Genomic DNA, 23,300 nt, shown 5'->3' with positions numbered 1-23,300 from the left:
GGCCTTACTCTCAGTATATAAAGACAAAAATTCTTTTGCCTGACCAAACGTAAAGAAGTTTAAAGATAATACTATATTCTTCAGGCAAACCCGATAACAAAAAGGGCGACACGAGTGTCGCCCTTGCATTTTCAGAATCTCTTTCTAAGAAGCGTCAGCCGTTCCCGGCAGGGTCTCCGGCAACTGTGCCGCAAAGCCGCGCAGACCAACGACATGCACGTGTTCGTGGTTCTGGAAGACCTTACGCACCAGTTTATAGGTGGTGCCTTTTTCCGGACTGATGTTCTCCGGCGCCGCGATGATCAACTGCATTTCCAGACGCTCGCACAGTTCGAACAGCGTAGCAATTGAGCGGGCATCCAGACGCGCGGCTTCGTCGAGGAACAGCAGGCGGCACGGTGAAATATCCTTACCGCGCAGACGACGCGCTTCATCTTCCCAGCTCTGCACCACCATCACCAGGATGGACATACCGGTACCGATCGCCTCCCCGGTCGACAGCGCCCCGGACTCTGCACGTAGCCAGCCGTCGGAGCCACGGTTAACCTCCACTTCCATTTCGAGATAGCTGCGGTAATCCAGCAGCTCTTCACCGATGGTCTGCGGCGTACGCTGCCCCATATCGATCTGCGGGTTCAGGCGCTGATACAGTTTCGCCAGCGCTTCCGAGAAGGTCAGACGGGTGCTGTTAAACAGATCCTGATGCTGTTCGTGCTGTTCAGACAGCACCTCCAGCAACGTGGCATGGGTTTCACGCACGTTCACATTGAGACGCACGCTGTTGACCTGGCCGAAGGAGACATTCTGCAACCCCTGGTTGAGCATCCGGATACGGTTCTGCTCGCGCTGGATGGTTTTGCGGATGATGTTCGACACGCTGCGGGAGCTGATCGCCAGCTTCTGCTCACGCGACGTCAGCTCTTCCGTCAGACGGCCCAGTTCGATTTCCATTTGTTCAATGGCTTCCACCGGATCGTCGGTACGGATAATATCCTGACGAATACGTTCACGCAGATGCTGATAAACAGCAACGAAGAACTGGATTTTACGCTCCGGCCGTTTCGGATCTTCCGACATGCGCAGCACATCACGCAGATGTTCGTTATCCGCCACCGCCAGACGCAACGCACCGAGCGCCTTATCCGACATCGAGCGCAGTTCATCGCCGGAGAGATAGGCCAGCTCGCGACGGTGCAGACGGCGCTCGACGTTATTGTCTTTCACCAGACGCATCACCGCGCACCAGCCCGCTTTCGCGCTCACCACCTGTTCGCGCATTTCGAGATAGTTACGCTCCAGGCTCCGCAGCTTGCGGGTCAGGTTGTCCATTTCTGCTTCGCAGAAGGTCAGGGCTTTTTCCAGCTGATTACGCCGCGCACGGTTGTTGCTGAGCTGCGTATGCAGTTCATCACGACGCTGGCGGGCGCGCTCTTCTGCGCCGCTGTCAGCACGAACGCCAATATCCTGAAGCTCGCGATGCAGATCGTTCAGCAACTCTTTTTTGGTATCGTACGAACTCTTCAGCGACGCCATTACCTGGCTGTACTGGCTGAGCTGCGCGGCGTGGGTACGCATCGCCTCACGGGCGCGGGTACGTTCTGCTTCGGCCTGTTCCAGACGCTGGCGCAGTTTTTCGTTGAGATCGCTGTTGCCGCTCAGCATCTCGGCGGAATCGGAGTAACTGAAGTGAGCGCGACGCTGCACCACTTCGGTCAGTGCGAACGCCTGCTGACGCGCTTCGCGCTGCACCTGCTGCGAGTTGGCATAATCTTCGCGCAGCTGTTCAAACTGTTCCGGGTCGCTCTGCAACACCGACGCGATTGGCTCCAGTTTTGCCAGTTGATTACCGAACTGCTGAATAAAACGTACGGCATCCTGCGCTTCATCCAGACGCTCCTGAATCTCGCCGACACGGTCAGCCAGCGTTTCATCCGCCAGCAGGTTCAGGCGCGGCAACAGGCGGTTCAGTTGGCTCACGCCCTCTTTCGCCTGTTCGAATTGTGCCCGGCTCTGCTGATTATCGCTTTCATGCGTGCTGAGTGCGCGTTCCAGCTCACCACGACGGTTGTTCAGCTTACGAATTTCCGCTTCCGGATCGTCGTCAAACGCCACCGCCAGATGGCTGCCGATAAAGCGACTGAAGGCCTGATGCAGACGCTGCGTTTTCTGTACGTCAAAGGAGAGCGTCGCGAAACGCTCAGAGAGATCTTCACGCTCGGAATGCAAAGCTTCGATGCGGTTCTCGCGGGCGGCGCGGCCAAACAGCGGCACCGACGGGAAGCGGGAATAACGCCACTGGCGATCAGCGATTTTCACCACCACCGCTTTTTCCAGTTCATCGACGCTGAACACGCTGTCATCAAAGGACTGCGGGTCGCCTTCGATCAGATAGAGATCTTCCGGGCAGTCTTCAAGACCTTCCAGCTGGTCGGCGATCAGCGACAGATCAGGCACCACGATGGCGTGACGCGACGGGCCATACAATGCCGAGAAGTACGGCGCATCGTCGAGGCTGACGTCATCGTAAATTTCCGACAGCAGCACGCCGCCAAAGCGTTCGGCCAGCGCGTTAAGACGCTGATCTTCAGAGCCGCCCGGCTGGCTTAAACGTTCGATCTCTTCATCGACCGCCCGCTTACGCGCGCCGACTTCATCACGTTCAACAATCGCTTCACGTTCACGCTCCAGCAACTGTTGCAGATATTCGGTTACATCCTGGCTGGATTCGAACTGCTCGCCGCTCTGCTCACACAGTTGCGCCAGGCTGCTTTGCGCCTGCAGCCAGACCGGCGCACGCTGCATCAGCGCCTGAACGCGACCCTGAAGCTGTTCCAGCTCCTGACGCAATTCCATGCGTTTTTCACTGGCGTTTGAAACGCTTTCGGAAAGCGATTCAATGCGCTCTTCCAGTTCCTGATGCAGCGTTTCCAGTTCGTCCGCATCGTACTGTTTGCCCTGGCGCTTGCAGAATTCCGCCAGCAGACGCTCGGCGTCCTGCTGCTCGCGCAGACGCTGCTCCAGCTCGTTCAGGCGACCACGCAGGGCATTCGCCTGCTCCGCCAGATGGCGCTGGTTAACGCCGTCGCGTAGCAAGTCACGGGCCACATTCCATGCTTCGTCACGGGCAACCGGGCCGTTAATCGCCGTCACCAGCTGGTAAGCCTGTTCAAACTGGCTGTGCGCGGTTTGCGCCACGCTCATTTTCTGATCGAGCGACAGCAGTTTTTCTGTGGCTTCCTGCTCTTTCGCCTGGAAGGTTTCCAGCCACGTGTCAGCGCTGTCCGGGGTCAGGTCCGGCAGATGGCACAACTCTTTGGCGCGGGTCAGCGCCTGCAACGCCTGGGTGTACTGAATCGCGCGGGTCTGCTGGACGTCCAGCGCCTGCTGGTAATCGGCAAGCTGGCTTTTCAGCTCATCCACTTCCAGTTCGGCGGCTTCGGCGCGGGCTTCGTTGTCTTCCTGCTGTTCGGTCGCTTCGGCCAACACTTCGTTCTGCTCTTCCAGACGAATTTGCAGCTCTTCGAGGTCAGCTTCGTAGCGCTCAATTTTTTCCTGCTGACGCAGCGCGGTTTGCACCAGGTTCAGATGATCGCTGGCGGCCTGGTAATCAGCTTCCAGATCGCCTTCTGCGCCGCTGTGTTCCTGCAACTCACGCGCCATGTCGACATGTTTATACTGCTCAGACGCCAGTTGCTGGCGGGAGGTAAACAGTTCACGGCGGTATTCAAGCGCCTTATCGAGATGGATACGGCGTTCGTTGGCGTGACGCATATAGTCAGCGGCCACATAGTCAGTCGCTTCGGAAATGAGGTGCTTGAACAGGTCACGGTCAGACTGGGTAACGCGGATGGCTTCCAGCGTCATGCGATTCTCGCGCAGCGCGGCTTCCATGTCCTGGAAGGCCTTACGTACGCCGCTGTTTTCCGGCAGCAGGTAATCGCGCAGTGAACGGGTGATGGCGCTGGAGATACCGCCGTACAATGAGGCTTCAATCAGACGGTAGAATTTACTACGATCCGACGCCGAGCGCAGACGACGCGCGACGATGCCCAGATCAAACATCAGCGAGTGATAGTCAGTGATGGAGTTAAACTGCTTGAACTGTACCCCTTCTATCGCGTCGAGCTTGTCTTTCAGCTCCTGAAGCGAGAGCACGCGCGCCTGACGTTCGTTAAGCGTTTCAGTCAGCAGTTGCGTCGGCTGCACCGACATCGGCAACCCCTGAATGGCGAACGGTTTGATATCCACTTTGCGGTCGCGACCGGCAATCTGTTGCAGACGCACGCCAACCACCACACGCTGATGGCGGGAGTTCATGACATCCAGCACCGAGTAGCAGACGCCCGCTCTCAGCTTACCGTGCAAGCCTTTATCACGCGAACCGCTGGTCGCCCCGGCTTCCGTGGTGTTACGGAAGTGCAACAGCGTTAAGTCAGGGATCAACGCCGTGACAAACGCCGCCATGGTGGTGGATTTACCGGCCCCGTTACCGCCTGACAGCGTAGTGACCAGCGCATCGAGATCGAAGGTGCGGGCAAAAAAGCCGTTCCAGTTAATCAGCGTTAGCGAACGAAACTTACCACGTTCAATCATTACTCTTCCTCCCCGCTATCCGGCTGATTATCTTCTTCCGTCTCATCATTGAGTTGCAGATGGTTTTCAATCGACATCGCCTCGCCGTCGCGGATCATGCGCAGTTGCGCTTCGCGCGGATCGTCACCTGAGCGAACGTCAGCGCCGAAGCGGAAGACCGATTCGGTAATGCGGAATTTGCTGCTGTCATGCCCCATAAACCACACCATGCCGAGACGGCGCAGACGGTTCAGCGACGAGCGCACTTTTTCCTGCAGTTTTTGCCGGTCGAGATCGGAGCCTGTCGAACGGTTGTTAACCAGCTTCAGCAGCTTGGGTTCATCCGCCAGCGTCAGCAGTTCGTCGTAAAGCTCCTGCTGCGTGAAAATGCCTTCGTTCGCCAGACGTTCCGGGCTGAGGTACAGGTAGCAGAGAATTTTGCCGACCATCATGTCCAGTTCAGAAAGCACTGAACGCGGGATGATGGTGGTTGAGCGCGGACGCAGGTAGAAAAACCCTTCCGGCGCGCGGATCAGCTCAACATTGTAGCGGGCATAAAACTCTTCCAGATATTCCTGAAAGTCCATCAGATAGGCGTGATTATCCAGCTCATCAAGCCCAATATGACGCCCCGCGCGCAGGGCACTGTCGAGGGCAGGAAATAACGGGTTGGCCAGCGCCTGCGCCAGTTTAACTGGCATCACTTGTTCAATATTTGTCGATGACATGCGCCTGTACCTTGGCTCCGTAATCATTAATCGGCTGCCACTTCGGCGGCAGTCCGGTGAAATCTGCTTGTGCAACACCCAGGCGCACGGCCTGGTCAACGACAATTCGCGCCACGTCAAAATGACGCGCACGCGGATATTGCACGAGGTATTCGCGCACCACGAGACCGAGATCCAGCGGTAGCGACTTATCTTTGTAGATGACTAGTTGTTGCTCGATCATCGCCGCAAGCTGTTCGCGGATCTCATTGAACTCTTCGTACTCTAAATCCGGCGGAAGTTCCCCGGTCACCTCTTCGTCGCGCAGCGCCATCTCTTCGTCACGCATATCCAGCAGACGATCCGCGCTGGCGTAGGTTAACGCCCACGGCGCATCGAAGTAGCTTTGTACCGACTGGCGCAGACGCTGGGCAAACACGCGGTTTTTATCCATGTCGATAGCGGTACGGATGAACTTGTGCACATGGCGGTCGTAACCGATCCACAGGTCGATCGCCTGCTGGCCCCAACTGACGATACGGTCAAGCTTGCTTTGCAGATCAAACACCAGCCGATCAACAAAGTGCAGATCGTCATGGGCCAGGGTGGCATCCTGAATGCGCAGCAGATTCGCCTGCAGCTTATCGCCCGCCGCATCCAGCGTATCCTGCAGTTCGCGCAGCGTACCGGAGGTTTCAGACAGCAACACTTCACAGCTGGAGATCGCTGCCCGCCAGTCTTTGTTCAGCAACTGGGCGATATCATCTTTCACTTGCTGCTGCTGTTCATCCATCACCCGCTGGGTGAGATCGATACTGTCGAAAATCTCCGCCACGGAATATTTCAGCGGCGCATAAACGTTACGATGCCAGTGAAATTCGTCACCGCCTTCGTCGGCGGCATCGGCGGCGCGCTTGAGCTCGCCCGCCACAATAGACAGCTGCATCGACAGACGCAGCGTCGAAAACTCACGCTGGCGAATGTAGTAGTCGGTAATACCGATGCCGAGCGGTGTCAGGCGATAAATCGCATTCCCTTCCGTCAGCTCACTGGTAAAGCGGTTCAGCAGACGTTGTCGAACCATGTCGTTGATCGCGTTGTTGGCGCGAACGCTGATGGTTTCACTGGTTTGCTCAAACGCATCACTGACATGACGAAACGCATCGACCAGTTCGCCTTCCGTCATCTCCCCTTCCAGTCGTTCGCCGTTTAGCGTGGCGACGGCCAGCAAAAACGAGAGTCTGTCGACCGGCAGCGAAATGGCGAAATCATTTTTTCTGGCCCAGGCAACCAGTTCGGGGACTGTCTGGGAAAATTCACTCATCATTTTTCCTTGTATCTACCAGCGGCTTCATCGCGGTGACATGAATATAGCGGCCCAGGCTGATATAAGGCTCCTGGCGGCAATAGCGCGTTTCCAGCTCCAGCAACCTATCGAAACAATCACGCTGCTGATGCTTCTCTCGCAGATAATCATGAAACACACGCACACCGGTTTTTCCGGTAATCTGCCAGCCTGTCTCTTCCAGCCAGTCATAAACCTGTTGTGGTTCGCGCGGGTAATCCGGCGAAAGTGTACGCTTTTTCTTCTTCGGCATGCCTGCCTGTACGTAATCAAAATTCCCGGCGACCATGTTATGCATCAACAGGCCGTTAGCATTGTAGAACATTAACGACAATGCCCCACCGGGGCGCAACACCGACCACAGCGCCTGTAACACCTCTTGCGGAGAAGCAACCCACTCCAGCACAGCATGAAACAATATCAGATCAACCGGGCTTTCCAAATGCTGCGTAATGTCCTGAACGGCGCATTGTTCAAAATGCATGTTGCCGCTCACACCTTTCTCCGTTGCCACTTGCGTCGCCCGGCTAATCATCTCACCAGAAATATCGCATAAGGTGACGTGATGCCCACGCTGCGCCATTTTAATCGCGGTCTGGCCCTCTCCGCCACCGGCATCCAGAACGCGCAGCGGTTTCGAGCCAAAAGATTCCAGAAGGCGGTCAAGATCCTGCCACAGGATCGCCTGACGCAACTGGCCTTTGGTCGTTCCGTAAATGTTGCGCGCGAATTTTTCTGCAATGTCATCAAAATTGCGATCCCGCATGGCTCACTCCGCGATCCAGGCAAAAGGCGTATTTTGTCACAGACGCGACGAGAATGGAGCCATCTGGTGTAATATCACGGCATTCCACCTGTCAAATGGTTAAAAAAGGACCCATTCCGCATGCTTTTTACGCTGAAAAAGTTCGTCGGCGGCATGATGTTACCCCTGCCGCTGCTGCTTATGTTCATTGGCTTCGGACTGTTGCTGATCGTTTTCAGCCGTTTTCAGAAAACCGGTAAGTGTTTCATCGCTGTCGGCTGGCTCGCGTTGCTGTTACTGAGCCTGCAGCCTGTCGCCGACGGACTCCTCAAACCCATTGAAGATAAATACCCGACCTGGCGCGGCAACGAGCGCGTGCAGTACGTGGTGGTGTTGGGCGGCGGCTATACCTGGAACCCGGACTGGGCACCGGGTTCGAACCTCATCAACAACAGTCTTCCACGTCTGGTGGAAGGCATCCGCTTGTGGCAGGCCAACCCCGGCGCGAAACTGGTTTTCACCGGTGCCGCCGCGCAAACCAACCCGGTCAGCACCGGGGAAGCCGGTGCCCGCGTCGCCGAAAGCCTCGGGGTGCCGCGCAGTGAAATGATCGTGCTGGATCAACCCAAAGACACCGAAGAAGAAGCCGCAGCCGTTAAGGCGACGGTCGGCACGGCCCCTTTCCTGCTGGTGACCTCCGCTTCGCATCTGCCGCGAGCAATGATCTTCTTCCAGCGCATCGGGCTTAACCCACTCCCTGCCCCGGCGAATCAACTGGCAATTACCTCACCGCTGAACCCATGGGAACGAGCCATTCCGTCGCCGTTCTGGCTGATGCACAGCGATCGCGTGGGTTATGAAACGCTTGGCCGTGTATGGCAATGGCTGAAAGGTGTGTCAGGAGAGCCAGGGGAGGAGTGATTTTGCGGCCAGGTCGAAACTGGCGCGGTTAAACCGCCCGGTGTTGACCAGCAGTGAAACTTCATCCCACAGCATGTAGAGCCAGCGTCGCCAGATAAACGCTTCGGCAACTGGCGCGCGCTGGAGGTAATGCCACAGCAATCCTTCCGCCAGCTCGCTATCGGCAAGGCGGAACAGTTCAAACTCCCGGGGCGCCCACAGCATGATCCCCGGGTCAACCATCGCCAGCAGCTGATCGCTGCGGGCATCTTTGAGCATACTGCGCAACGTAAAATTGCCGTGGATCAGTACGCAATTGTCGTTAAAACCGTCGAACAGCGCAGGCAGACATTCCCGGGTGCGAAACAAAATGCGCTTATCCTGCATGGTGAGACCGGTATTCTGATACAGGTTCAGCGTTCCCCATAACACCTCAACCCGCTGGCGATACCAGTGCGGCCAGATGTTTTCCTGGGTACTGTCGACCTGGCCGACACGCCCGCCGCTGTCATGGCGATGCCAGGAGAGCAGCGCCTCGACGATCTGATCTTTCAATTGTTCCCAGCGTCCCGGAGTTCGGGCAGGCGCCTCAACCGACACGCCACGCAGGCGTTCAATCAGCAGAACATCGGGACCAGGGTGCTCTTCGTGCGTCAGCACACCATACACCACCGGCATACGCACCGTGCCGCCACGCGACAGCATCGACACCTTATACGCCAGCTGACGCGCCAGACCCGGTGTGGAGAAACTTCGTGCCAGCAGCGGTAAAGGATTTCCCTGAGAATCATAGAGCGACCACAGTGCCGAATCTGGTTTTTCGCTAACACATTCTACCCGGCTTAGTCTTTCGCCCAGCAGATGGCTCAGTTCGGCGCGCAGTTGTTCCATATCTGATTACCCTCACATTGACTACTGCTTTTATAATGAGCGCCGCAAGGGAATATGTCACCCTTGTAAGATCAAAAGTGACGCAGAAAAGTGAGGAAAAACGAGGCGGTAGCAGTTGCCCCGCGGCTTTCGGGGCAACAGAGATTAGCGCAGTTCAGCACGTACGCGTTCGAGATCTTCTGGGGTATCCACGCCGGTGCCTGGCACCTGTTTCGCCACAGCAACATGGATTTTTTCGCCATACCAGAGCACACGCAACTGTTCCAGCATCTCTATTTGTTCAAGCGGGCTCGGCGTCCAGCTGACATAGCGGCGAATAAAACCGGCGCGATAGCCGTAAATGCCGATATGGCGCAACAGCGTGTCGCCGATAGCGTCACGGCTTTTTGCAAAACGGTCGCGATCCCAGGGAATAGTGGCGCGGGAGAAATAGAGCGCATAGCCATTAGCATCCATCACCACTTTGACAGCGTTCGGGTTGAACGCTTCTTCCGCGTCATGAATCGGCACCGCCAGGGTCGCCATACCGGCGTGGCTGCTGGCGAGATTCTCCGCCACCTGACGGATGATGACCGCCGGGATCATTGGCTCATCGCCCTGCACATTGACGATTACGGTATCGTCGCTGAAACCACACTTCTCCACCACTTCGGCCAGACGCTCGGTGCCGGACTGATGATCGGCACGCGTCATACATACTTCTCCGCCTGCCGTTTCGACGGCGCGGGCAACCTCTGCATGATCGGTCGCCACGATAATCCGCTCAGCGCCCGATTCACGCGCGCGTTCCAGCACATGCACAATCATCGGCTTACCGTTGATATCCTGTAACGGTTTCCCGGGTAAACGTGTGGAGGCATAGCGGGCGGGGATAATAACAACAAAACTCATGGGTGGCTCTCTTCCGCAGGTAAGGTACGCGCTTCATTTTCCAGTAATACCGGAATACCTTCGCGCAGCGGGAACGCCAGATTGTCGATTTTACAAATCAGTTCCTGTTTGTCCTGGCTGTAATAGAGCTTTCCGGTACAAACCGGACAGGCGATAATTTCGAGTAAACGGTGATCCATACTTCCTCCAGATGGGCCGGCTAAATCATCCCGCCAGCATACCACACCGACGCATCAGTCGGCGTCAATTTCCCAACCTTCGACCTTCGTCGCAAACAGGGACGACGGTACATGCCCCAGTCGGACGCGGGTTGCCCCTTGCCAGCGCGCAAAGTCGTTGATCGCCTGGGTTAACCCCTTCTCCAGCGAGGCGCTGACGCGCACGCCGTCTTCCAGATATAACGCAAAGATTTCCAGAACGCCCTCTTTGCGGTGCATTTTGCTGTCCATGCGCCCTACCAGTTTGCCCTGATGCAGCAACGGCAGAACGAAATAGCCATACTGACGCTTTGGCGCGGGCGTGTAACACTCCAGCCGATAGGTAAAACCAAATAGCTGTTCTGCACGCTTTCTGTCCCAGACGACCGGGTCAAACGGAGACAGCACCGCACTGTGGGTTGCGGTGAGCTTACCGTCCACTGCCGCGTCCAGATACGGCAACAACTCGCTGTCGAGCCACATCTCGCCGAGAGTTTCGACGTTAACAGGCACGATGCGTTTCTCTTCCAGCCAGCGCCCCAGCAGCGCAGGTAACGACGGCTGGCGCAGACGGTAGTAATCCGCAAGCCACTGCGGGCGAAAAATGCCCAGGCTACGAGCGCTGTTTTCCAGCATAACCGCTTCGGCTTCGGGCCTCGCCAGCAGATCCCGTTCATCGTCCCAGTGCGGCATCACCCGGTGCGTTAAATCATAAACGCGCTGAAAATTACGCCGTTCAATGACCATTACCTTTCCGGCGGTAAATAGCCCTTCCAGATGGCGCTTATGCGGTTTCCATTCCCACCAGCCGGATTCACCTTTGCGCGGATGTTCAAAATCCGCCGAGCGTACCGGGCCGTTATCGGCAATGTGGGCAATCAACGCTTCTATTTCGCTGGCATGCGCGTCCATCCACGCTTTGTTGTATTTCCAGCCCATGTTGTCCAGCGCCAGCATGCGATGGCGCACCAGCGAGAAATCACTGCGCGGAAGAAAGCACGCTTCGTGCGCCCAGTACTCCATAAGTTCCCCGCGGCGCAGGGCATCATCAAGCCAGGTCTGGGGGTAATCACCTAAGCGGCTGAACAGCACCAGATAAGGGCTGCGGGCCACCACATTGATAGTGTCGATTTGCAGTAATGACATGCGTTCAATGGTTTTCAGCACGTCCTCAGGTTGAGCGCGGCGGCGGGGTTTTTTGAGCATCCCCTGAGCGGCGAGGTGCAGATGTCGTGCAGCGGTCAGCGAAAGGTGCAATTCGGGCATAGCAGTCCCTCATCAGGGCCGCAGACGATGTGCGGCTATATTACTGTCGTTGCGTCAGCGCCACCAGCGCCTGAAGCAATAGCTGGGCACGGTCGTCCTCCAGACAGGCGTCGACCGGCAGATACCACCAGTTTTCTCTGGCAAATGCACGGCATTTGACGGCATCTTTTTCCGTCATGATCAGTGTTTGCCCAGGTTCCAGCAGCGCATCCACTTCAGAGGCGACAAGCGCCTGATGATCGGCCAGCGCCACCGTTTTGATCGGTTGCACACCGCAGCTTTCGAGGGTGGCAAAAAAGCGTGGCGGATGGCCGATACCCGCCATCGCGACGACCTGCGCCAGTTCGCGAGGATCGCGTTGCTCACCGGTCATCAGGTTAATCGCATTCCCCGGTCGCAGTTGCATCGCGATTTCGCCAGCACGGGCCACGCCGCCGTTGGTGATCACCGCATCAACGGTTTTCAGTCGTGAAGCGCGTTCGCGCATTGGGCCCGCAGGTAACCACCAGCCGTTGCCGAAGCGGCGAACGCCATCGATGACCACGATTTCCATATCACGCGCCAGACGGTAGTGCTGTAACCCGTCGTCGGTGATGATGAGCTGTAGATCGTGCTTTTCCAGTAGTGCGCTGACCGCATCACGTCGCACCGGGGAAACCGCTACCGGCACGCCGGTGCGCTGGAAAATCAACACCGGTTCATCGCCTGCTTCCGCGGTGGTGGTGTTTTCAGAAAGGAGTAATGGATAGCGGGCCGCTTTGCCGCCATAACCGCGCGACACCACGCCAACACGAATGCCGCGCTGGCTGAGCTGCTCGACCAGCCAGATGACTACCGGCGTTTTACCGTTGCCGCCTGCAGTCAGGTTTCCGACAATGGCCACCGGTACCGGCGCACGCCAGGACGATTTCAGCCCCAGACGATAGCTCAGACGAATGAGCCCGCTCACCAGGCCGTAGAGCCAGGAGAGCGGTAACAGCAGCCGCCAGAGCGGAGATTCGCCGGACCAGATGCGTGAAATCATTCGCCGAATTGCATCTTATGCAGTTGGGCGTAAACGCCACGGTGGGCCAGCAGATCGGCATGACTGCCGCGCTCGACGATGCGGCCGTCTTCCACCACCACGATTTCATCAGCCTGTTCAATGGTGGAGAGACGGTGCGCGATAACCAGTGAAGTGCGGTTTTTCTGCAGTTCATCCAGCGCCGCCTGAATCGCGCGTTCCGATTCGGTATCCAGCGCGGAGGTGGCTTCATCGAGTATCAGGATCGGGCTGTCACGCAGCAATGCTCGGGCGATAGCGATACGTTGGCGCTGACCACCGGAGAGCATCACGCCGTTTTCACCGATGATGGTGTCGAGACCGTTCTCCATCTTATTGATAAAGTCCATGGCGTACGCCATGCGCGCGGCCTGTTCGATCTGCTCACGGCTGTACTCTTCAGTACGGGCGTAGGCGATGTTGTTGGCGACCGTATCGTTAAACAGATGCACATTCTGAGAAACCAGCGCGACCTGATCACGCAGAGAGGTCAGTTTGTATTCGCGCAGATCATGTCCGTCGAGCAGGATTTGGCCTTCATCAATATCGTAAAAACGGGTGATAAGGCTGGCAATGGTTGATTTCCCTGACCCCGAACGCCCGACCAGAGCCACGGTTTTTCCTTGCGGAATGTTCAGGTTGATGTCGCGCAGCGCAGCTGTTTCACGGCCCGGGTAGGTAAAGGAGACATTGCGGAACTCCACATTCCCCTCAGCACGCTCAATTACACGGGTACCTTCATCTTTTTCCTGCTCACTGTCGAGAATGGCAAACAGCGTCTGGCAGGCGGCCATCCCGCGCTGGAACTGTGCGTTGACGTTAGTCAGCGACTTCAGCGGGCGCATCAGAGCAATCATCGACGAGAACACGACAGTAATAGTACCGGCGGTCAGGGTTTCCATGACGCTCGGGAAGCTCGCGGCATACAGCACGAACGCCAGCGCCAGCGAGGCGATGAGCTGAATGATCGGGTCGGAAATTGAGGATGCAGAGACCATTTTCATCCCCTGCAGACGCATTTTATTGCTGACCTTATCGAAGCGTTTGGTTTCGACAGCCTGGCCGCCAAACATCAACACTTCTTTGTGCCCTTTCAGCATCTGTTCTGCGCTGGTCGTTACCTGACCCATCGTATTCTGCATGTTTTTGCTGATGTTACGAAAACGCTTCGATACGACGCGAATGGCGATAGACACAATCGGCGCCAGCACGATGAGGATCACTGACAACTGCCAGCTGTACCAGAACATCATCGCGAACAGGCCGATGATCGACGCGCCTTCGCGCACGACGGTAATCAGCGCGCTGGAAGACGACGACGCCACCTGCTCAGAGTCATAAGTGATGCGTGACAGCAGTGTCCCGGTGGATTGCTTGTCGAAAAACGACACTGGCATGCCCATCATGTGGCTGAAAAGTCGCCGACGCATGGTCATCACCACTTTTCCCGATACCCATGAGATGCAGTAGCTTGAGATATAGCTGGTTATGCCACGAAGGATCATCAGCCCGATCACGACCAGTGGCATCCACAGCAGCACTGAGCGATCCGTTTTACCAAAACCATCATCCAGTAACGGTTTAAGAAGCGATAGCATGAAGGTATCGCTGGCTGCGTTGAGGACTAACGCAACACCCGCCACGATCAGCCCTGCTTTAAATGGCGCAATCATTGGCCAGAGTCGGCGGAAGGTCTGCCACGTGGAGAGATCTTTGTCGTTCTGCATTCAAAAAACCAGCTTATGTTGAAATAGCCGCATATTCTACCCGTTATCACGAGACACGCCAAACCACTGATGATACCAGCGAGGTAAAATTTGATCTCGTAAGCTACGGATTTGCCAGTTGTCGCGCTGAAACAGCACGGAAAGTTGCCCCTGATGAGGCGTATCGAACCATTGATAACCCTGCTGGCGGTAGCGTTTCACTATTTTTTCCGACGGTAATCGCCAGGCGTTATAGCGGGAGGCCGATGCCAGCGCCGCCTGCCCGCCGACTCGCTGCAACAGCGCCACGCCAGAAGAGGTGCTGCTGCCATGATGAGGCACCTGAATAAGTGTAGACGTAAGATGTTGCCAGTAATGGCTGAGCATGGAAAATTCGGCTGATAATTCAATATCTCCGGTCAATAAAACACTGAATTTGCCGTCGTCCACCCGAACGACACAGGAGCGATTGTTCCCCTGCGTTTGTGTTCCCGCTAGCGGCCATAGCACACGGAACGTCAGCCCTTCCCATTGCCAGTGATCGCCACGAAAACAGGACTGATGACCGCCCCACCCCAGCGGACTGCGGATCCACGCCTGCGGCCAGGCCCGGGTGAGCGAGTCCAGCCCGCCGCGATGATCGAGATGCTCGTGACTGAGGATAATCCCTTCCGGCTGCAGATGATGCCAGCGGAGCCAGGGAATAATGAGTTGTTGCCCGCTGTCACCGCCCGGCCACGCCAGCCCGGTGTCATACAGAATAGCTTTATCATGACGATCGATAACCACCGCCAGCCCTTGTCCGACGTCCAGCATCGTCACGCGCCATTCATCCGTTTTTTTCTGTGACCAGAGTGGAAACGTCAGCACGACAATCGCGACCAGACACAGCGCTGGCGCAGATTTCCAGCCACGCAGTTTCCAGGCGATCAGAGCGAGCCACGGTAACATTGTGGCGGGCAACCACCTTGCATCAAGATCCAGCCAGCCATCGGGCAAACGGGCAAGAAAACCGAACAACAGCGCCAGCAGGCGATCAGTCAGTAACCCTATGCCGGTTTCGGCAACGACGGGCCCGATAAGGTGCAGCAACATACCGGCAAGAATCAATGGCACAACCGCAAAAGTAACGACAGGCACCGCCACCAGATTCGCCACCATCGAGCTTAAGCTGATGCCATGAAACAGCACCACCTGCAACGGCATCAACAGCAGCATTAACCCCAGTTGCAGATGCAACAGACCCGCCAGCCACCGGCTCCATGGCGGTAACGTCAGGGCGGGAAAAGGCATCCACTGATACCAGAAGATAAGCGTGGCGACCGCGAAAGCAGACAGCCACAAACTCTGGGAGAGGACCGCCAACGGATCGGTAAAGAGTATCGCGCCAACACAGCAAATCCAGACCGAGCACGGTGACCAGTGTCGTCCGCGGAGTCGTAAACTGTAGAGGACAGCCAGTGCGGCGATAGTGCGTAGCGCGGGCGGTTGTAACCCGGTAAACAGCGCATAACAGAGCGCGCAGCCGAAGCCCGCCAGTAACGGTGCTCGCCAGTTGATGTAGCGGCATGGCAGAAAAAACTGCAGGGCGCGAACCAGCAGCCAGCCCAGCGAGGCCACCAACGCGATATGTAAGCCGGAAATGGCCATCAGGTGTGATGTGCCGGTTTGTTGCAGCAGGCGTTTCACCTCTACCGGAAGCGCCATCCGCTCACCAGCGCCGAGCGCCAGAATAACAGGCTGCCACGGAAGATCCGCAAGGCTTGCCGTCAGCGATGCCAGATAGCGTGCGCGCCAGCTGCATGAGGTGCTCAGCGCCGTCGCCGACAGGAATCGGCCTGAGATTGCCATATGCCGGGCAAGCGCCGTACGTTGGCTGTCGAACCCACCTTCATTGAGCTGTCCGTGGATGGGCCGCATGCGGATTGTCATGTTCCAGCGTTGCCCGGCACAGGCGGGTTGCGGCAGATAGTTGCCATAGAGCGAAACCGCGATAGCGGGAAATTGCCGCTTACCGTTCAGGCGAATTATCTTCCCCTGATGCGTGGTTTGCCCGTCGGTGGCAGTGATGACGATGTCTGCCTGTTGATTTTTCCCCGTCAGGAGATCAACCGGCCACAACGTCTGGTGCGCTGCAAGACACCCCCAACAGAAGAACAATAGCGTCAACGCGATAACCCTTACCCCAGGCGTGCGAATAAAGAGCAGCAAAACCGCCAGCACAATAATGCCCTTTATCAGCAGTAAATCTGGTAACCAGGGCAACCAAACCAGCGGGAAGATCCCGAGAACGACACACCAGGCGACTTGTGGTAAACGCATCAACACCCCTCTGTTTTTCACGAGTGTGACGCAGAACGGGAATGGCTGTCAGGATGTGATTTTCGGCAATGCGGTGAGCGCTGTAAGGAGAGGATGGCGTTGCACTAACACCGCAGCGATTTTGCGAGGAGGATTCCAGCGCGCCGAAAGCAGGCAATAAAAAAAGCACCCTAAGGTGCTTTTTTCCAGCCGGGTTAATACTTAACTCAGCTGCCGTAAATATTGGCGCGGTCGCGTAATTCTTTACCCGGTTTAAAGTGCGGAACGTATTTACCTTCCAGATCCACTTTATCACCTGTTTTAGGGTTACGCCCGGTGCGTGGTGCACGATAGTGCAAAGAGAAGCTGCCAAAACCGCGGATTTCAATGCGCTCGCCCTGGGCCAGGGTCGTAGCCATGTGTTCCAGCATCTCTTTCACAGCATCTTCAACCGCTTTCGCAGGGATGTGAGATTGCTGGCTTGCAAGTCTTTCAATAAGCTCTGACTTGGTCATGATTCCTCCGGTTTCCTTTCAGGAAAGTTGGCTATCAGCTTAAACAAGGGCGGCCGTAGCCGCCCTTTGTTGTTGATTACAGGACGAAACCTGCAATCTGTCAAGTCTACTCATTAGACTTCAGGCGGTTACGCCCGAAGTTTCAGAGTAACTTACTCGCCTTTAGCTGCTTTGAAAGCTTCAGCCATTGCGTTAGAGAAGTTGCCTTCTTCCTGTTTGTTGTTAACAGAAGCGATGGCATCTTTCTCGTCAGCTTCGTCTTTCGCACGGACAGACAGGCTGATTGCGCGGTTCTTACGGTCAACACCGGTGAACTTAGCTTCAACGTCATCGCCCACGTTCAGAACCAGAGTCGCATCTTCAACGCGGTCACGGGAAGCTTCAGAAGCACGCAGGTAACCTTCAACACCGTCGGCCAGTTCTACGGTTGCGCCTTTCGCGTCAACTGCAGTCACTTTACCGTTTACGATGGCGCCTTTCTTGTTCAGTGCAACCCAGTTGTTGAACGGATCTTCTGCCAGTTGCTTAACGCCCAGGGAGATACGCTCGCGCTCTGCGTCAACCTGCAGAACAACTGCCGCGATTTCGTCGCCTTTTTTGTATTCACGAACTGCTTCTTCGCCTGCAACGTTCCAGGAGATGTCAGACAGGTGAACCAGGCCGTCGATGCCGCCGTCCAGGCCGATGAAGATACCGAAGTCAGTGATAGACTTGATTTTACCTTCAACACGGTCGCCCTTGTTGTGGGTTTCCGCGAACTGCTGCCACGGGTTAGATTTGCACTGCTTCAGACCCAGGGAGATACGACGACGTTCTTCGTCGATGTCCAGAACCATAACTTCCACAACATCGCCAACGTTAACAACTTTGGACGGGTGGATGTTTTTGTTGGTCCAGTCCATTTCGGAAACGTGAACCAGGCCTTCAACGCCTTCTTCGATTTCAACGAAGCAGCCGTAGTCGGTCAGGTTGGTCACGCGACCAGTCAGTTTGGTACCTTCCGGGTAACGCTTAGCGATAGCAACCCACGGATCTTCGCCCAGCTGTTTCAGGCCGAGGGAAACACGGGTACGCTCGCGGTCGAACTTCAGCACTTTAACAGTGATTTCGTCGCCCACGTTCACGATTTCGCTCGGATGCTTAACGCGTTTCCAGGCCATATCAGTGATGTGCAGCAGGCCGTCAACGCCACCCAGATCAACGAATGCACCGTAGTCAGTGAGGTTCTTAACGATACCTTTAACTTCCATGCCTTCCTGCAGGTTTTCCAGCAGTTGATCGCGCTCTGCGCTGTTTTCAGATTCGATAACTGCACGGCGAGAAACAACAACGTTGTTGCGTTTCTGATCCAGCTTGATCACTTTGAATTCAAGCTCTTTGCCTTCCAGGTGCAGAGTATCACGGACCGGACGTACATCTACCAGGGAGCCCGGCAGGAACGCGCGAATACCGTTCAGCTCAACAGTGAAGCCACCCTTAACTTTGCCGTTGATAACACCGGTAACAGTTTCAGCGTCTTCGTAAGCTTTTTCCAGCGTGATCCAGGCTTCGTGACGTTTCGCTTTCTCACGGGACAGCAGTGTTTCACCGAAGCCGTCTTCTACTGCATCCAGAGCAACGTCAACTTCGTCACCGACCTGGATTTCCAGCTCGCCCTGGGCGTTTCTGAACTGCTCTGCCGGGATGGCGGATTCAGATTTCAGACCAGCGTCAACCAGTACGACATCTTTATCGATAGCAACAACAACGCCACGAACGATGGAACCCGGGCGGGTTTCGATTTCTTTTAAGGATTCTTCAAAAAGTTGAGCAAAAGATTCAGTCATGTTTAATCTTCAGGTTAATATTAACGTCCACCTGGCTTCATGCCGGATGGGGTTGTTTCACATACCCGCTAACACTCCATTGCTGCGGGGGTACTGCAAGAATTCTGAGGCGTCTCGCCGGTTACGCGGCGGAGGCCAGTTTTTGGCGCGCGTATTGTAACGCTTTTTCAATCACTTGCTCAATGCTTAATCGTGTGGAATCCAGCACTAAAGCATCGGCCGCAGGAACCAGAGGCGCCACCGCACGGTTGCGGTCACGATCATCACGTTCCTTTATCTCTGCCAAAAGGCGCTCAAAGTTAACACTAAAGCCCTTCTCCTGCAACTGCAGCATACGGCGGTGTGCCCGCTCTTCCGATGAGGCGTCAAGGAAAATTTTCACCGGCGCATCAGGAAAAACGACGGTTCCCATATCCCGGCCGTCAGCAATCAGACCCGGAGCTTCGCGAAACGCGCGCTGACGACGCAGCAACGCCTCACGTACACGCGGAAATGCTGCCACTTGCGACGCGGCATTTGCCACCTCTTGCGTGCGAATTTCGCCGCTGACGTCTTCGCCTTCGAGGATCACTTCCAGATTGCCGTCAGTGGAGACAAACCGGACATCCAGGTGCGCCGCCAGCGGGACTAACGCTTCTTCTGATGCCACATCCACATGATGATGTAATGCCGCCAATGCCAGTACGCGATATATCGCGCCTGAATCTAACAGATGCCACTGTAATGCTTCCGCCATGGCCTTGCACAAGGTTCCTTTACCTGCACCGCTTGGCCCATCAATGGTGATTACCGGGGCGATTGCCGTCATCTTTTTCTCCTTCAGCAAGGCATAGTTACATAAACGCCGCGCATTATACTCGCCAAAGCACCAGACCGTTACTACTGCGTGCAAAATGCAGACGACCGGTAGCGAATTGTATGAGAATTAAGCAAGTATAGTGGGCTGACGCCGCGCCAGCCCAAAAGATGACAAGTTTTACTTTTATTTATCTTCGGCAATGCGATCGCGAATATGCTGTGCACGATCAGCAGAGGTGGGGTGGGAATCCATCAGGGATTTGGCGCGTCCGGCATCCATGGTCGCGAATTTATCGAATGCACTGACTAACCCCTCTCGCTTAATACCGCGCTTTTTCAGCAGGTCATAGGAGAAATCGTCGGCATCGGATTCCTGGCTGCGGGAAAAGGCGGAATTAATCACGCCTTCCGCTAAATCACCCAGCTGAGATTGCGAAAGCTGTGCTGCAACGCCGCTGGTGGCAGAGATTGCATCTCGGGCAGCGAGCGTGGCATACGCTGTTTGCATCGCTTTACGGGAATGCCCCAACGAAACGTGACCCAGTTCGTGACCCAGCACCCCTTCGATTTCGTTGTCGGACATCATATCCATCAGGCCCGAATAGACACGCACGCAGCCATTAGCCATGGCCCAGGCGTTGACGTCGCGGGTCAGATAGACCTTGTAGTTAACCGCGGTGCCATCAATGTTACTGCCCAGCGCTTTGGCGATTTTTTTCAGTCGTTTTGAATATTTGCTGGAAGCGCCCGCCAGTTGGTTTTCGCTGTCCATCTGTTTGCAACTACTGTTGCTGAGCGATTTGACGTCCGCATCAGACAGCGTCATGGCGTTGTAGGCAGACATTCCTGAGCTGGCAATCAGATCACCGTTGACGCCGTTTTTACACCCTGCCAGCAAGACGGCGCCGAACGTGAGCGCCAGTGCGAGTTTTGTATTCTTCATATATATCATCCACTGATAACCATAATTAAAATATATAAATCAACAGGTTGAAACAGCGGTGAAGATAGCACCCGGCGAAGAGGCAAAAAAGTTCAGAAGCAGACATGAAAACGCCGACCCTAGGGTCGGCGCTGAGGGAGGGAGCGATTACGCTGGCGTACTGATACGCGCCAGCTGGTCGAAGTAGTCCGGGAAGGTCTTGGCGGTACATTTCGGATCGAGAATGGTGACCGGCGTATCGGACAACGCCACCAGCGAGAAACACATCGCCATACGATGATCGTTATAGGTGCCAATCTCGGCGAAAGTCAGTTCAACCGGTGGCGTCACGCGAATATAATCCTCGCCCTCTTCCACTTCGGCACCCACCTTGCGCAGCTCCGTTGCCATCGCATACAGGCGATCCGTTTCCTTCACGCGCCAGTTATAAATGTTGCGCAGCGTCGTCGTGCCATTGGCAAACAACGCTGTAGTGGCGATGGTCATCGCCGCATCCGGAATATGGTTCATATCCATATCAATGGCGTGCAGCTCGCCTCGCGTGCAGAGAATGAAATCATCCCCCCAGGTGATAGTAGCGCCCATTTTTTCCAGCACGTCAGCGAAACGGATATCACCCTGCACACTGTTGCGGCCAATGCCGGTGACTTTCACCGTTCCGCCTTTGATGGCGGCAGCAGCAAGAAAATAGGACGCAGAGGACGCATCGCCCTCCACCAGATATGCGCCCGGAGATTGATATTGTTGCCCGCCGCGCACAACAAAGCGCTGATAATTCTGGTTTTCAACCTCCACGCCGAAGGTTTTCATCAGGTGCAGCGTGATATCGATGTACGGTTTCGAGACCAGTTCACCTTTAATAGTGATGGTCGTGTCCTGTGGCGCCAGCGGTGCCGTCATCAGTAACGCCGTCAGGAACTGGCTGGAAACGCTACCGTCAACCTCAACGTTACCGCCAGTGAAGCCACCGCGCAGGCGCAGCGGCGGATAATTTTCTTGTTCGAGATAGTCGATCTCCGCCCCGCCCTGGCGCAGTGCATCAACCAGATGACCAATCGGGCGCTCTTTCATGCGCGGTTCGCCAGTCAGCACTACCGCGTCGTGGCACCCCAGACAGAGCGCGGCCGCCAGCGGGCGCATCGCCGTTCCGGCATTACCGAGAAAAAGCTCCAGCGCGCGATCGGTTCGCAATGGTCCACCGTTGCCCGTTACTTCGCAGCGGGTACGGTCAGCAGAAAGCGTGTAATGAACTCCCAGCGCACTCAGGGCATTCAGCATGTGGCGCACGTCGTCGCTGTCCAGCAAATTGGTCAGCACGGTGGTGCCATTGGCTAATGCAGCCAGCAGCAAGGCGCGATTCGAAACGCTTTTCGAACCTGGCAGATTGATGGTGCCATCCACCCGCGCGATGGGTTGTAACGTCAGGGATTCCATGAAACTCAACTCTCAAAAACAGGTCAATAAAAACCCCGCAGCGAGGCTACGGGGGTGAAAAGGCAGTCCGGTTAACCGCGACGACGTTCGAAATCCTGCATGAAGTCGGTCAGCGCTTTTACGCCTTCCAGCGGCATCGCGTTATAAATAGAGGCACGCATACCGCCCACGACACGGTGACCTTTCAGCGCGTGAAGGCCTGCAGCAAACGACTCCTCAAGGAACAGTTTGTCGAGCGCGCTGTCGGCGAGCTGGAACGGAATGTTCATGCGCGAACGGTTAGCGGGTGACACGTCGTTGCGGTAAAAATCGCTGCGGTCAATGATGCTGTACAGCAGTTCCGCTTTTTGCTGGTTGATGCTGTTCATCGCCGCAACACCGCCCTGCTTTTTCAACCATTTGAACACCAGCCCCGCCAGATACCAGGCAAAGGTCGGCGGCGTGTTGAACATAGAGTCATTGTTGCTGAGCACGGTGTAGTCGAGGATCGACGGGCATGCGGTCTGCGCTTTGCCCAGCAGATCTTCCCGCACGATCACCAGCGTCAGCCCCGCCGGGCCAATGTTTTTCTGCGCCCCCGCATAGATGGCGCCATAGCGGCTCACATCAAGCGGATGAGACAGAATAGAAGAAGAGAAATCCGCCGTGACGATGGCGTTACCGAAGTCAGGCGTTTCATGAATGGCGATGCCATCAATGGTTTCATTCGGACAATAATGCAGATAGGCGGCGTTATCGCTGAGCTGCCATTCACGCATTGGCTTCACGGCGCGCAGACCATCAACGGTCACTTTGGCATCAATGACATTCGGCGTGCAGTATTTCTTCGCTTCTTTGACAGCGCTTGCCGCCCAGTAGCCTGCATCAACGTAGTCCGCAGTGGTTTTATCACCCAGCAGGTTCAGCGGAATACCGGCAAACTGCCCGCGGCCGCCGCCGTGACAGAACAAAACTTTATAACTGGAGGGGATGTTCAGCAGATCGCGAAAATCCTTTTCTGCCTCTTCCGCGACCTGAATAAATTCTTTTCCGCGATGGCTGACTTCCATCACCGATGTACCTAAGCCTTGCCAGTCACACAGTTCCTGTTGCGCCTGTTTAAGTACCTCGGCCGGTAACATTGCCGGACCAGAGCTAAAATTGTAGACCTGACTCATTTCCCCTCACCACGCTAATTTGCCATAAAAAAATCCTGTGGATATCGGTTTTATCATTCAGTGA

The 23,300-nt window shown here is 55.8% G+C and carries 18 protein-coding genes; 1 reads left to right on the top strand and 17 read right to left on the bottom strand.

Annotated elements, in window-relative coordinates; all coding sequences use genetic code 11:
- Window positions 1-144: 144 nt before the first annotated feature.
- From mukB to cmoM, 4 genes are read right to left on the bottom strand one after another with little or no spacing between them, the layout of a single operon-like run.
- The gene (mukB, locus tag QMG90_RS08790) at window positions 145-4,593 is read right to left on the bottom strand and encodes a chromosome partition protein MukB (protein ID WP_283283444.1); all 4,449 of its coding nucleotides are present in this window, start codon (window positions 4,591-4,593) and stop codon (window positions 145-147) included.
- Window positions 4,593-5,300 (bottom strand): chromosome partition protein MukE, encoded by a 708-nt coding sequence (gene mukE, locus QMG90_RS08785; protein ID WP_038154673.1) that lies wholly within the window; start codon window positions 5,298-5,300, stop codon window positions 4,593-4,595. Before mukE ends, mukB begins: the two co-directional genes overlap by 1 nt.
- Entirely contained in the window at window positions 5,281-6,603 is a 1,323-nt protein-coding gene (gene mukF / locus QMG90_RS08780) for a chromosome partition protein MukF (RefSeq protein ID WP_283283915.1), read from the bottom strand. The genes mukE and mukF overlap by 20 nt, the downstream gene beginning before the upstream one ends.
- Window positions 6,596-7,390 (bottom strand): tRNA uridine 5-oxyacetic acid(34) methyltransferase CmoM, encoded by a 795-nt coding sequence (gene cmoM / locus QMG90_RS08775; RefSeq protein WP_283283443.1) that lies wholly within the window; start codon window positions 7,388-7,390, stop codon window positions 6,596-6,598. Before cmoM ends, mukF begins: the two co-directional genes overlap by 8 nt.
- Window positions 7,391-7,510: 120 nt before the next feature.
- Here cmoM and elyC point away from each other — a divergent pair, with 120 nt between their 5' ends.
- Window positions 7,511-8,290, top strand: coding sequence for an envelope biogenesis factor ElyC (gene elyC / locus QMG90_RS08770; RefSeq protein ID WP_283283442.1), 780 nt, complete (start codon window positions 7,511-7,513; stop codon window positions 8,288-8,290).
- Here elyC and QMG90_RS08765 read toward each other — a convergent pair.
- From QMG90_RS08765 to serC, 13 genes are all read right to left on the bottom strand, one after another.
- Window positions 8,267-9,160 (bottom strand): YcbJ family phosphotransferase, encoded by an 894-nt coding sequence (locus QMG90_RS08765; RefSeq protein ID WP_283283440.1) that lies wholly within the window; start codon window positions 9,158-9,160, stop codon window positions 8,267-8,269. The genes elyC and QMG90_RS08765 overlap by 24 nt on opposite strands.
- Window positions 9,161-9,304: 144 nt before the next feature.
- A complete protein-coding gene (gene kdsB / locus QMG90_RS08760; RefSeq protein ID WP_283283439.1) occupies window positions 9,305-10,051 on the bottom strand; it encodes a 3-deoxy-manno-octulosonate cytidylyltransferase in 747 nt (248 codons plus the stop codon).
- Entirely contained in the window at window positions 10,048-10,230 is a 183-nt protein-coding gene (ycaR, locus tag QMG90_RS08755; protein ID WP_283283438.1) for a protein YcaR, read from the bottom strand. Before ycaR ends, kdsB begins: the two co-directional genes overlap by 4 nt.
- A 54-nt stretch (window positions 10,231-10,284) precedes the next feature.
- Window positions 10,285-11,514: a winged helix-turn-helix domain-containing protein gene (locus QMG90_RS08750; protein WP_283283437.1), complete on the bottom strand. Its 1,230-nt coding sequence runs from the start codon at window positions 11,512-11,514 to the stop codon at window positions 10,285-10,287.
- 40 nt (window positions 11,515-11,554) lie between these two features.
- Entirely contained in the window at window positions 11,555-12,538 is a 984-nt protein-coding gene (lpxK, locus tag QMG90_RS08745; RefSeq protein WP_283283435.1) for a tetraacyldisaccharide 4'-kinase, read from the bottom strand.
- Window positions 12,535-14,283, bottom strand: coding sequence for a lipid A ABC transporter ATP-binding protein/permease MsbA (gene msbA / locus QMG90_RS08740; RefSeq protein ID WP_283283434.1), 1,749 nt, complete (start codon window positions 14,281-14,283; stop codon window positions 12,535-12,537). The genes lpxK and msbA overlap by 4 nt, the downstream gene beginning before the upstream one ends.
- Window positions 14,284-14,319: 36 nt before the next feature.
- Window positions 14,320-16,584 carry a ComEC family protein gene (locus tag QMG90_RS08735; protein WP_283283433.1) on the bottom strand — a complete coding sequence of 755 codons (2,265 nt, stop codon included), beginning with the start codon at window positions 16,582-16,584 and terminating at the stop codon, window positions 14,320-14,322.
- Between the two features lie 206 nt (window positions 16,585-16,790).
- Window positions 16,791-17,078: an integration host factor subunit beta gene (gene ihfB / locus QMG90_RS08730; RefSeq protein WP_049848543.1), complete on the bottom strand. Its 288-nt coding sequence runs from the start codon at window positions 17,076-17,078 to the stop codon at window positions 16,791-16,793.
- A gap of 152 nt (window positions 17,079-17,230) precedes the next feature.
- Complete coding sequence (gene rpsA, locus QMG90_RS08725) at window positions 17,231-18,904, bottom strand: 30S ribosomal protein S1 (RefSeq protein WP_283283432.1); 1,674 nt, start codon at window positions 18,902-18,904, stop codon at window positions 17,231-17,233.
- A gap of 121 nt (window positions 18,905-19,025) precedes the next feature.
- Window positions 19,026-19,712: a (d)CMP kinase gene (gene cmk / locus QMG90_RS08720; RefSeq protein WP_283283431.1), complete on the bottom strand. Its 687-nt coding sequence runs from the start codon at window positions 19,710-19,712 to the stop codon at window positions 19,026-19,028.
- A gap of 174 nt (window positions 19,713-19,886) precedes the next feature.
- Window positions 19,887-20,645 (bottom strand): metalloprotease LoiP, encoded by a 759-nt coding sequence (gene loiP / locus QMG90_RS08715; protein ID WP_283283430.1) that lies wholly within the window; start codon window positions 20,643-20,645, stop codon window positions 19,887-19,889.
- Between the two features lie 147 nt (window positions 20,646-20,792).
- Entirely contained in the window at window positions 20,793-22,079 is a 1,287-nt protein-coding gene (aroA, locus tag QMG90_RS08710; RefSeq protein ID WP_283283429.1) for a 3-phosphoshikimate 1-carboxyvinyltransferase, read from the bottom strand.
- Window positions 22,080-22,150: 71 nt separating this feature from the next.
- Window positions 22,151-23,236 (bottom strand): 3-phosphoserine/phosphohydroxythreonine transaminase, encoded by a 1,086-nt coding sequence (gene serC / locus QMG90_RS08705; RefSeq protein ID WP_283283428.1) that lies wholly within the window; start codon window positions 23,234-23,236, stop codon window positions 22,151-22,153.
- Window positions 23,237-23,300 lie beyond the last annotated feature (64 nt).

The sequence above is a fragment of the Trabulsiella odontotermitis genome, assembly GCF_030053895.1.
In the GTDB taxonomy this organism is placed as follows: Bacteria; Pseudomonadota; Gammaproteobacteria; order Enterobacterales; family Enterobacteriaceae; genus Trabulsiella; species Trabulsiella odontotermitis_C.
Note: the sequence above shows the minus strand (reverse complement) of the source record. Positions and strands in the feature narration are given on the sequence as shown.